General features: G+C 39.7%; 8 protein-coding genes. 1 reads left to right on the top strand and 7 read right to left on the bottom strand.

Annotated elements, in window-relative coordinates; all coding sequences use genetic code 11:
• Positions 1 to 2 precede the first annotated feature (2 nt).
• On the bottom strand, positions 3 to 530 hold the full coding sequence (locus tag DWW10_RS12520) for an NUDIX hydrolase (protein WP_022392629.1): 528 nt from the start codon (positions 528 to 530) through the stop codon (positions 3 to 5).
• A gap of 26 nt (positions 531 to 556) precedes the next feature.
• Positions 557 to 2,209: an RNA-binding domain-containing protein gene (locus tag DWW10_RS12515; protein WP_118421685.1), complete on the bottom strand. Its 1,653-nt coding sequence runs from the start codon at positions 2,207 to 2,209 to the stop codon at positions 557 to 559.
• A gap of 1,175 nt (positions 2,210 to 3,384) precedes the next feature.
• Here DWW10_RS12515 and DWW10_RS26040 point away from each other — a divergent pair.
• Positions 3,385 to 3,546, top strand: coding sequence for a hypothetical protein (locus DWW10_RS26040; RefSeq protein ID WP_182021391.1), 162 nt, complete (start codon positions 3,385 to 3,387; stop codon positions 3,544 to 3,546).
• Positions 3,547 to 3,616: 70 nt separating this feature from the next.
• Here DWW10_RS26040 and tnpB read toward each other — a convergent pair whose 3' ends face one another.
• From tnpB to DWW10_RS12485, 5 genes are all read right to left on the bottom strand, one after another.
• Positions 3,617 to 4,135: an IS66 family insertion sequence element accessory protein TnpB gene (gene tnpB, locus DWW10_RS12505; RefSeq protein WP_022392625.1), complete on the bottom strand. Its 519-nt coding sequence runs from the start codon at positions 4,133 to 4,135 to the stop codon at positions 3,617 to 3,619.
• A gap of 686 nt (positions 4,136 to 4,821) precedes the next feature.
• Positions 4,822 to 6,441, bottom strand: a complete 1,620-nt coding sequence (locus DWW10_RS12500; protein WP_022392624.1) for a sulfatase family protein — start codon at positions 6,439 to 6,441, stop codon at positions 4,822 to 4,824.
• Between the two features lie 20 nt (positions 6,442 to 6,461).
• On the bottom strand, positions 6,462 to 8,039 hold the full coding sequence (locus DWW10_RS12495; RefSeq protein WP_022392623.1) for a sulfatase family protein: 1,578 nt from the start codon (positions 8,037 to 8,039) through the stop codon (positions 6,462 to 6,464).
• A gap of 25 nt (positions 8,040 to 8,064) precedes the next feature.
• Positions 8,065 to 10,533 (bottom strand): alpha-galactosidase, encoded by a 2,469-nt coding sequence (locus tag DWW10_RS12490; protein ID WP_022392622.1) that lies wholly within the window; start codon positions 10,531 to 10,533, stop codon positions 8,065 to 8,067.
• Positions 10,534 to 10,619: 86 nt separating this feature from the next.
• Positions 10,620 to 12,101 carry a RagB/SusD family nutrient uptake outer membrane protein gene (locus DWW10_RS12485; RefSeq protein ID WP_022392621.1) on the bottom strand — a complete coding sequence of 494 codons (1,482 nt, stop codon included), beginning with the start codon at positions 12,099 to 12,101 and terminating at the stop codon, positions 10,620 to 10,622.
• Between the last annotated feature and the right edge of the window lie 13 nt (positions 12,102 to 12,114).

Here is a 12,114-nt window from a genome sequence, read left to right as displayed (position 1 = left end):
CGTTATTGAACTATTTCTTTCAGGAATATTCCTAATCCTTTCCGGATAGATCCCAGCCCGAAATCTTCTGTGCGTATATCTTTCAGTGGAATGAAGAACAGGTCTGCAGCGTCATCCATTGCTTTGTAATGCAGCGTATCGGCTACCGTGCAACGGAAAAACAGATCCAGCGTATGGACAGGAAAACCGGAATACACATATATGTTAGGCAAGGAAAAAAGGTATTCCGCCTTATTCACTTCCATGCCTGTTTCTTCTTTCACCTCACGGCGCACCCCTTCTTCTCCGGTTTCGGTCATGTCGATAAAGCCGCCCGGCAAATCCAGTGTGCCTTTAGCAGGATCTTTGGCGCGGCGGCATACCAATAGCTCATTTTGTTCATTCATAATCAAGGCTACGGTGGCGGCGGAGGGGTTGAAGTAATATACAAATCCGCAGTCGGCACAGCGTTTTGACTTTTCGTTGTTGATTTCGAAATGTATGGAGCCACACTTGGGGCAGTACTTGAATTGGGAAAGAGGATGTTCCATGGATTTTATGAGTTTATTAAACCTTTTTATTTTCTACCTAATAACAAAAGAACTTGCCTTCCGGTTTTTGAAATTTTGTATGTTTGTTTGGGACTTGTCCTTTTGTCAGGAAACTCCATCTCCACCCATCCATATGAAAGTAGTGGATCCAAATACTTTAGTCTGTTATCTGAGTGATTTTTTAATCCCATCATTTCAAAAAGCTCTGTTCGCGGAATTCTCTTTTGCAAAAGTATCAGCATTTCTTTCACTCTATTGTGTACTTTCCTATTTAAGAGATCGCTAACTTGGTCGCTAACTTGGTCGCTAACTTGGTCGCTAACTTGGTCGCTAACTTGGTCGCTAACTTGGTTTGTGAAATTAATAAGGTCATCAATGGTATTGAAACTAAGTTTAATATCAAGATTGATGTTTGGCTTTATAAATGTTTGATCCGCTAAAATATGCGCTGGAATTGTTGTTAAAAAGTAAGTACTATCATCGTCTGTTTCAAAAACAGGTTTGGGAGAACCATTTGCCTCCAATGCGTCATATATAGCAGGAAAGCCTGTGCCTCTCCCTTCTGTTAATTGCAACTCCTTCAGGAAATCACCGATACGTCTGTTTCGATATTCACGGGCTACAATGCGGCGTTTGCTTTTTAATACATTAACATCAACAGGTGGAACCGGACCAGGCAGACTTAATATCTCTATTTTATCTGGCCATATCTGAACTTCTATAGGTGATTGTTGTTCGTAACTTTTGTGATATACAGCGTTTGATAAAGCTTCTTCAATTGCTGCATATGGGAAGTTGTAGAACCTTAATGCTTCTGCTTTATCCTTTTGTTTGATAACTTTCTCAGTGATGATATTAGTTTGTATAAAATTCAAAGCATTTCTCAATTGCTTTTGCAGGCATCCTTTGAAATAGTATTCCTCAAATTGTTGTCCCGAACCATCTTTATGCCATACAACTTCGATCCATGAGCGGGGAAAGAACTTTTCCGGATTTCTGGAGAAGAATAGCAAACCGACGTTTACCGGACGCAAATCTTCATTTGGACCTTTAGCTATATACATTGCTTTTGTCAAATCTGCCAGTGACATTTTAGTACTTTCGGAATATAGATCGCTTTTAACTTCCTGTAAATGGGACTGAATAAGGCTTAAATCAAAATCATCAATCTTGGCTTGGTTGTTTACTCGGTCATCAAACGGGATACGGGCAGTAAGCTCCATCAATAGGCGTAAGTTCTCTTCTTTAGCTACAATGCTCTCACTGCCAACACGTATATAGGGTTGTCGTTGTGCTTTTGTACCAAGTGTTATGGGAGCGGAGTACATGCGATTGTCTCCTGCAGGACACCAGAGTACCATGATGTGTTTACCTTGTAGTACATAAGGTTGCATAATCGGAAAATAGTTAGGTTGTATCTGGTATCCTATGTTAATAACCTCTTTTTGTATTTTATCCAGACTACTTTCTTTTAATCCGATGAGGGATGATTCAGGCTTATCGCCGTTTTCATTAATTCCAATAATAATATAACCGCCTCCCCAATTGTGGAGATCATTGGCAAAGGCGCACATGGTGTGGATAATGGTTTCCGGATTCCACCCGGATTTAAGCTCGATCCTCTCCCATTCAACAGTGTTGCCTTTTATTAAGTCTTCTATATTTATTGGTAAAGCCATATTCAGTTACATAATATTTCTGCAAATGTACTGAATGTTGTCGGTATAACAATAGGACAGATCAGATAAGTGGAATTTTCAAGTCTGTGTCTTTCCAATAATATTGAGGGCCTGAGTTCAGTTTACACTTAAAGTTAGTTTCAATCTACTATCACTACTCTCACTTTAAAAATAAATCGTTGATAGCTAAAGTGTTAGGTGTGAGTGAGGGTAAAGTTTGCGCGTGAGAGTAGGGGGCTTACTCTCACGCGCAATTTTTGTATTTTTATATCGTAACTTCTTTTGTTATAACGTGGTATCCTGCATGTGGCACATGTGTCGAATGAACCTGTAATCTGATGTTTTTTAGTCTTTTTTCCCATGTAAGTGGTGGGTTTGCCATAGTTGCTTGCCTTAATCATAAGGCATTAATTTGTTTTGCATTAGTCAAATATCTCGTTCACTCTTAGGAATAATTGGATGTTAACCTTGGTCAACAGGCTTATCAACGTTGGCTGATCGGCCTGTTGACCGAGGTTAACAAGCCTATTGACCAAGGTTAGCACTCAATAGGACTTACTGTAAAGTTGCAAAAGGAGTAGAGGAAAGTCAAATGCTTCTCTGTTTGTTGTTTGATTAGTATTGAAGCTTTTATTGTAAAACAAATGGGGGTGAACCTTTTAGCGCAACAGGTAGATAAGCGTTCTAGTCATTATATACACAGCTACCGGAATACCCTTGCACTATGTCAGACTTTTGTGACATGATTGTAGTACAAATAATAGTATTGTAATAGCTATATGTTTTTCATAATCAATTGTTGAGAAATTGTAAATCATTTTTAGAATTACATATATAGTGAATATTATTTTCGATTGAAAATTTGTCCATCCCTATATTCATACCACCAATACAAATCTTTATTTCCCCTATGATGAAATTCAAATTGGTACTTTTGAGGAGCAATACAAGAAATTGTAGTAGAACGCCCTGTTTTGTGGAGGAGTATACCATATTCTATGGTATCTACATAGAAATTATATCCTTTGTAGTTGAAAATACCTTGAGTCCACTTTCCATAATTATAGAAACGGGGGTTATAAATAACACCAATTAAAATGTATGGATTAGGCGAGAGTTCCTCCGTATCGGTTAATATTCATTTAAAGAAGCGCTTTAAAAAAACTTTCGGAAGTATGAAAATGTTACATGAAGATATCAGGACGGAATATAGTAAAACCGGTCTGTACCCGCTCAGGAGATATCTGTGGCACAACTTTTACAAGGCTACACCCTTTTCTACGGATGGTGTAGCCATCACCTCCAAAGGGTGTAGCCATCCGGGAGAAAGGGTGTAGCCCTGCCGGAAGAACGGTTTACTTACACCGCGATTGATGAATGTTATTTGACAAGAATTCCACATGCTGCCTACAGATCAGACCGTGCCTGTTTCCTGGAAGGCTTATGTACGGTCAGAAGCTCATTCAGGTGGCTCCATGGGATGGGAAGGAAACCGGCGGAGACTTCCTCACGGCGCAGGTGGTACAAGCCTGTACTCAGGCGACGGGATTCCAGATGATATTCACCGCCGGTACGATACAGAAGAGACAGTTGACGACGCGAGCGTTCTATAAAGACGTGACAACTCTCTTCTTGCAAGGGGGAACCCGTGTATCGGAGCACTTCACCGCAAAAGCCATCAATGCCTTTGTTGAAATTGGAACAACAGGGATAAAGATAGTAATGCCAAAAAGGACTGCTACGGAAAAGACCAAGACCCAAAGGCAACAGTAAATCCTCAGCAGTACTTATTCCAAGGTTGGAAACAGGAACCTTATAACAGCGGCCATCATTAAAAATGAAAAGAATGGAGTCAAAGTAATTCGACTCGGAAAAAAGGCTGCGTAGCTTGTCACTCTCATTATTGAATACTAATACTGAACACATGACTGATTATACTTTTAATGAAGAGGCAAAGATAGGAACTAAAAGAAGGGCAACAAACACGCACAAGACCGAATGCTTACAGGCAAAAGAACATTTTGTCCGGTTCAAAAGAACAAAATCATTAGGCTAAATATACATTTATCTGCTTTGTTACAGTTCTTGAATCCTTGGAAAGGGTTGTGTTACCTCTTGCTCTCTGGTGTATTCGGTGCTGTATTCTTTCATTATTCGCAAGGAGTGTGGTGGTGTTGAGGGATTTTTGAAGAAAAAAGTACTGAATGAGCTTTATTTACTCGTAGAAAGGTGTTGTTTGAAGATAATTTGGTGAGTTCGGTATGAAATGTATATGATGTTGAAAAATAGAATGTTATATTGATAGTAAGTAAATATATTGAAAAAATGCGGTGTAAGAAGACGGTTTGGCTACACTTGTATGCAAATCTTTTATGTCACGTAAGATATTATTGATGAGTATATTAATGTACAGGGGGTAGGATGTAGGCAAAAACGGTCTTTTTTGTTTCTATAAATCACTGTGATCTGATCTTGAGAAAGTAAAGTTAAATACTATTATTGATGAAAGTTAACGACAAGCAAACCGCAGTAAATCAGTGTTCACTGCGGTTTGTCTTTTTATATAATCTTCAATTACAAACTATAATCCTGAGCCAATTAATAATAAATCTTCATTTTTTCCAATCCGGTTTAGGAAATAGCCGAATCGGACTGTAACGGATATAAGTTTCGAATATCTCTTTATCAGGACCAATCATGCGAGGATCACCTGAACACTCCATTTCATTTTGCAAAGCTGTTTTGAGCTCTTTTTCGACTGGTACATAGTCTACATAACCGACTAAGTTGTGTAAACAGAATGGATCGTCGTTCACATTGTATAATTCGAATTCAGTACGTTTGTCATATGCCATGTTGAAATAGGGATGTATGGCAGGATCTTTATAATTCTCGATCAGAAATGACTTTGACGGTGCGTCATCAACATCAGTAAATGCCCATCCGGAATGATGAATGCCTTTTTCATCGATGCCATACATCGGGTAAACTCTCCCCGTTTCATTATTGATTGCCTGAGGTGCACCGGCAGGCCAACGTTCCGGTTTTATATTCCAGATAAAGAGGTATTCCCTGCTACGTATGGCGCGTTGCGGATATCCGAGGTTTTTCCAACGGGAAGAAGAATGTCGTTCACGGCCCATAAAGACATATTTCCTAGTTTCATCCACAATCCCATTTTTTTCAGACCGGAGAATATTCACAATGCTTCGCCCTGAAATAGGAAGCATTCCATCAGGTTTCACTCCTGCGAGTTCTAGAATGGTTGGTGCGATATCTACAAAACCTATCAGATCGTCCACCCGACGTTTACCCGGAAATCCTTTCGGGTAACTGATTGCCAGGGGCACATGTACACCATATTCGAAGCAGTTTGCTTTTGCACGCGGAAAAGGCATGCCATTGTCGGCTGTTACCATAACGATCGTATTGTCAAGTTCGCCGATGGAGTCTAGGTAATTCAGCATTTTATAAAGATGAGAGTCTGCCCATTCTATTTCTACAGCATAATCAAGCATATCTCCCCTTATCTCATCTGTATCGGGGAAAAAACCGGGTATATCAACCTGAACAAGTTCTTTTCCATTACGCTTCCATGATCCTTTTTCATAAGCCCGGTGGGGTTCGGTTGAACCGTACCAGAAATAGAAAGGTTGGTCCGGTTTGCGTTGTTGCATGAAATCATGGAAGTTGCTAAAATAGTCTATCAATCCAATCCCTCCTGCAGTTCTCGGATCCGACGAATCGTTTTTTGTGTATCGATATTTATTGTAGGCATGTCCGGCTGCATTCTCTTTTCTCCATAGTGAATCTTCCTCATTCTGGGCGTAGCGGAAAGGGTCAACTCCTTTTCCGGTAAATCCGGTGTGGTAACCGTTTGCTTTGAGAAGATCAACAAAGGGAATGAATTCTTTCATCCAGGACGAAGCATGCTGTCCTGCCTGTTTATTTTGCCAATGATGACGCCCCGTTACCAATGTACTCCGGGATGGCGCGCTTCCCGGTGATCCGGCATAACAATTGGTGAAATAGATTCCGTTGGCTGCTACTCTGTCAAAACCGGGGGTGCGGACAAACTTGCTTCCAGCAAATCCTGTGTGTATATACGTCTGATCGTCATTGATTACAAAAAGTATATTAGGCGGTTTTATCGTTTCTTTCTGATGTTGTTTACATCCGCCTAAAACTCCTGAACTAATGGAGAGAAAAATTATTCCAGATAAATGTTTCATGATATTATTTATATTTTAATTCAAAAGTTAACTTCCAATCCGGAGGCTTCCGGTTCAAAATCTGACTTGTTTATTGAGCGTGCCGGAACACTTTCACCTTTCTTTATGCGGTTCCATGCATCTCGGGCAGAGCCCATATACGGATATGAATCAAAAATATCTCCCTGACCAAGCATCCTTGGATCCTGCTGTTCTGCCAGTTTTTGCAGAAGTTCGCTCCGCATTTGTCTTTTCAATGTATCGTAATTGGCATCTTCTGCCAAGTTTACGATACATTCGCGGTCTTCTGAGATTTTGTACAGTTCTTCTTTCTGCCGTTTACCGAAAGAAAGCTGCCAGTAGCTCTCCGTTTCGGGATTCCGGCGTGCTTTTAATACTTCTGTTTTTGTCGGACTGCCGTCTACATTCATATATCCTGTTTCTGGATTTCCTGCCGGCCAGCGACTGGTTTCAAAATTTATCAGATAAAGAAAGTCGCCTTTTATAATACCTCTGATAGGATATCCTTGATCGTTTGGGCGTCCCACATCATGTCTTTCCTTACCGATCAGAACATAGTCCTTTTGTGGTTTGCTGTCTTCTTTTGTTAACAAGTCGAGAAAACTTTTACCTTCTATCGGTTGCATCCTCGATTTTTCTTCCGGTATGCCGGCTACAGCAAGAATTGTAGGTGCCAGGTCAATAAAACTCAGAAGATCCTTTATCTCCCGTCCGGTTTTTGTTATCCCTTTTTTCCACATCATGGCAAACGGGACATGATTAGAGTATTCGTATTCTTGTCCTTTGGCGCGGGGAAACGGCATTCCATGATCGGCAGTAACGATGACAATTGTGTTTTCCAGTTCTCCCGCCGCTTCCAATATCTGAAGAATAGCGACTAGGTGTTTATCAAAATGCTCTATTTCCAGCGCGTAATCCAGCATATCCGTGCGTACTGTCTCATTGTCCGGCCAAAAAGATGGAACAGAATCAATCTGATTGATATCTTTTCCGGCTTTTAAAGAAGAGCCGAATTCGTATCCTCTATGTGGTTCCAAAGCCCCATACCAGAAACAGAAAGGTTGGTCCTCGGGCTTATTTCTGAGGAATTCTTTGAAATTAGCCGCATAATCAATATTGGATATTCCCTTTGTCGGGGGTGTCAATTTGATCTGATTCCACATTTTTCCGACTATATTCCGTGCATTTCCCAATGAGTCGTTAGCAAAACCGGGTCCCCAGCCTTTTCCTGTTGCTCCTACCTTATAGCCGTTCTCAGTCAATACCTCGGGATAAGATTTGAATTTTGCAGGGAAATCGGGCCAGTGGTTGCAGGCTTCTTCCAGTTGCCAAGAATTACGTCCTGTAATAATGCAGGCGCGGGAGGGCGATGACTTGGCATTACAAGTGTACATGCGCTGAAACAGCAGGCCTTGTTGCGATACTTGGTCGAAACCGGGTGTGTGGAGCCAAGGCGTTCCATATGCTTGCATGTGGGGATAGGATATATCGTCGGCAATGCAGAACAGGATGTTGGGGCGTTGTTTTTCTTCTGCTTGTTTGCAAAATAGGTTGCTTGTTCCGGTAACTAAGAATATAGGGATGAATATTTTCTTCATTTTATATCATAATAAATTAAAAGTATTATGGAATGTTTTCAAATGTAATGGATATATCCTTACTTTCTTTTGAATATAAGGTAATTTCATTTACATTCTGTGATAGTACATTTCCTCCGATAATTTTTATCGGTTTCTTGCCTTCATATTTTATACACACGGTTGAAGCTGATGCAACCTTAATGACTAGCAGGTTGTTTTCCAACTGTATATTGTCCAACTGTCCTGTGGATGAAATGACGGATACTTTTTCTCCTTTATTGCCAATAAGAAAAGCGTTTATTGTATCATCCGGTTTATTGAAATTGAAGTCCATGCTGATACTTTTGTGGTTGCTTGTGTAAGGATGATTTAAGATTCCGAGTAGTTGTGACCGATTCAAATCTAATTTGTAAAGGAGCCTGGTCTTTGATCCGCTGAATCCGATAATCTGTCCGAAAGCATGCATGGAATCTACCTGGGTGTATATCTCCGGTGATGCTCCTACGTTAACATTATAATCGGTCATTATGCCGTGAATATAGGGTCTTACCCGTTTGGCTTTTGCTAATGTTTTACCGATACCAATCCTTTCTTTGGGAGTAAGTTGGCTTAGATCTCCCCAAAAACCATGCCCAGCAATTAATGTGTTATTTATATTATAATGTTGTGCGCGGTAGGGTGCTACATCATGTGGATAAACCGCATAAGTAAATAACTCTTTTGGAAAAAAATGTCCGTAATCATTGATAACCGTACGCATAGATTTAGTTCGGTAAGCGGAAAAGTCACCATAAGCGGATGCACCATTATTGATGAAAAAGAATATTCCCTCTTGTAGAGGCATTAATCCAATCATGCACCGTTCCGGCTCTGTAAGGTCTACTTCTATAACTACATCGTTATTATATTTCCGTAACTCTTTCATAATGCGAGTTACATAAAAAGGGAAAAGATAATTATATCTTTCTATCCTTTCTTTTTTTGTATGGCTATTATCTCCATGATTGAGGCCGGACAGAGAACTATTGAAAGTATTCATAGCATCCCATTTAAAAAAGCGAATACCTTGATCAATCAGTTTTTTACAATCTTCGAGAAATAAATCAGAAAAAGGCCCTACGATATCAAATACTGGTTTTCCCCATTGTGCTACAATAGGAACTCCGTCGGATCGGCGGATAATCCATTCGGGATGTTGTTGGTATCTTTTAAAGAGACTGTCTATTGCCATCGGAGATAACCAGATCCCTGGTATCATATTATGCTCTTTCATCCGGTTAACAAGTGGGGTTAATTTGTTAGGTAAACGTTTTTGATGTGGAGTCCATATACCTAGTGCTTCTTCCCATCCATCGTCGAGTACAAAAAGTTCAATATTCATCTGAGCAGCATAATCAATTTCCTGGAGTATTCGTTCCTCTGTCAAGACCCCTCTTAAATCATGCCCTTTCTTATTTAGTTCTCTTTGCATTGCCCAGGTATTGTAATAGAAATGAGATTCCCGGGATTTAGGGTGCTCTGTTATTTGGCTGAAAAGGTAATTGTGTATCAATGGTTCGATTTTTTCATCTTTTCCTATAAAACTGAAACTATTCCATACGGTTTCGTAATAAGAATCGTATGGTATTTTCTCATTATCGAAATAACCTCCTCTTATTAGTTCTGTAGCTATTGTCCGGGTATTTCCGTTTTGACTATAATGGTGGGCTATAAACCAGAAATTTTCATCTTTTATTTCTGTTTCGTCTCCTTCTACTCCCTGACTAGCGTCAATATCGCCCTTTTTCATGGAGGTAACTGCCGACAATCGGAAACCTTTTGCTTCATCTTGTGAGGCATGTTCGTACGTTGACATTACTTTATGATTTCCCGTGCAGGTAACAGAGAAAGGACCTTTCAGGAGAAGTTCATCACTATCCGTCAGTGTATGATTTCTAATAGAGGGATAAAATGTATGATTCCAATACTGGTAATTAGCTATTTGTATTTCCTGTATAGATCCTTTCATGTTATTGTTGAGGGATAACCTTGGGTAAATGAAATGCAGTTTTCCTTCCTTTTTATTCAACTGAAAATTGTGTCCTTTGGTCGATTTCAGTTGTATCTTCTCTCTGGTAAGTGTTGAGTTCTGAAAATATTGTCGGTACAATTCCATTTTCAAGCCTTTGTAAGCTCCCTTACCCTTAAAATAAAAAATATACTCCAAACCTTGATTAGCCAAACTTCTTTCTTCGTATTTAATAAATTCCCATACCGGCATGGATGAGAGTACTGTTTCTTTGTTAATCTGAAATTCGAAGTAAGGAAGTGCATTTTCAGCTATTAATTCTTTCTGGTTTTTCTTATCAAACACTGATTGAACGGAGATTGTATTATTCTTAAATGATAATACCTGTCGCATCTTTGCATTTTCATAAATGAACTCCTTTCCAGCCATGTGTCCGTTGGCTAGTATATCATTATCACAATAGAAGAATAAAATGATTAGTAAAAAGATGTTCTTAAGTTTCATTGAATTTGTTGAGGTATTGAGGGGTGTATCAAAAGTCCACTCTTTTTTACCCAAAGGGAATTTTGATACACCTCAATGATTTTTATTTATTTAGGCGTAATTTGATAATCATTTTGTTTCAATTCCGGATTTACATCAACCTGTTTCTGTGGAATTGGAGTGGTGAGGTTTGTTTCATTGAGTTTAAACCCTTTACTCGTCATAACTTCAATCGCACGGCCGGTGCGGATTAAATCGAACCATCTGTGTCCTTCAAAAGCCAGTTCCACACGGCGTTCGTGTTCAACGATTAGGAAGAATTCATTTTTATCCGAAGTTTTAATATCTACGGGAGAAGTTTCGGTTGTCTGGTAACCGAATCCTCTGCGACGCACTTGATTGAGGCAATCGCATGCCTGCGCTGTTTTCCCGTTTTGGTTTAATGCTTCGGCATACATTAAAAGTACGTCGGCGTAGCGGATTACCGGAAAGTTATTGTTGCTGTCGCCGCCTTGGTAAGGGATGTCGAAGTATTTCTTCACATGGCGTGATTCTACCCATTTCCCGCCTTTGCGTGAGTCGTTATAGCCGAGTGCCATAGAAAAATCACGTCTTAGGTCGCCATCTTCGTATGCATTATAAATATCCATTTCCGGAATGTTGTTACCTCCCGTTCCTCCTACTTGGACAACATTGGTTCCTGAATTGAAAGGTGCAAATGTGTTCGGGAAATCACTACCTTCTCCGTATCCGCCTTTCTTGAACTGAACTTCGAAAACGGTTTCTTTGTTGTTATGATTATCCGCATGGAATACACTGGCATAGCCCTTATTGTTCAACGAGCCTGCCTCGTTCTCTAAAAGTGCGTACACTTTGCTATTTATCACTTCGGCTAGTTTAGCTTCGGCTTCCGAGTATTTGTTTAGTGTTAGATATACTTTGCCTAATAAAGCTTTGGCAGCTCCTGAAGTTGCCCGACCAATATTCTCGTCTTCTTTATAAGATGTAGGCAATGCTTCGGATTCTTTTAGGTCAGCGATGATTTGTTCGTATACTTTTTCTTTTGGATCTCTCATGTATTTATATGATTCATTGATACTAATTTCATGCAATACTAATGGAACGTCTCCATACACACGAACAAGATTAAAGTAAGTCAATGCCCGGAGAAATTTGCATTCCAGTTTGTATCGGTCACTCAGCGTTTTGTCTATATCTATATTATCGATACGATCTAAAACCGTATTAACACGATTAATACAAGCATAGCTCTTATTCCAGAAATTGGCAATATAAGGATTCGTAGTACGGATATAGAATTTATCGAATTCATCTTGATCGACCACGGAACCGGACAGTAAATTGTGTGTGTTGTCTGATGGAATTTCTGAAAAAACATACCAGTTGCCATATTGACCGCCTTCCTGAAGTGTGGAGTACGCTCCGTTGACGGCCATTGTAAATTGTTCCGCTGTTTGATAAAACTGTTCCCCCCCTAATTTATTTTTCGGTTGTAAGTCCAGAAAATCGCTACAGGATATAAGGCCTAAACACAAGCCTAATGCTACTATTTTATATTTTGCTTTCATACTTATTATTCTG

It is taken from the genome of Bacteroides intestinalis, from assembly GCF_003464595.1.
GTDB classification, from domain to species: domain Bacteria; phylum Bacteroidota; class Bacteroidia; order Bacteroidales; family Bacteroidaceae; genus Bacteroides; species Bacteroides intestinalis_A.
Note: the sequence above shows the minus strand (reverse complement) of the source record. Positions and strands in the feature narration are given on the sequence as shown.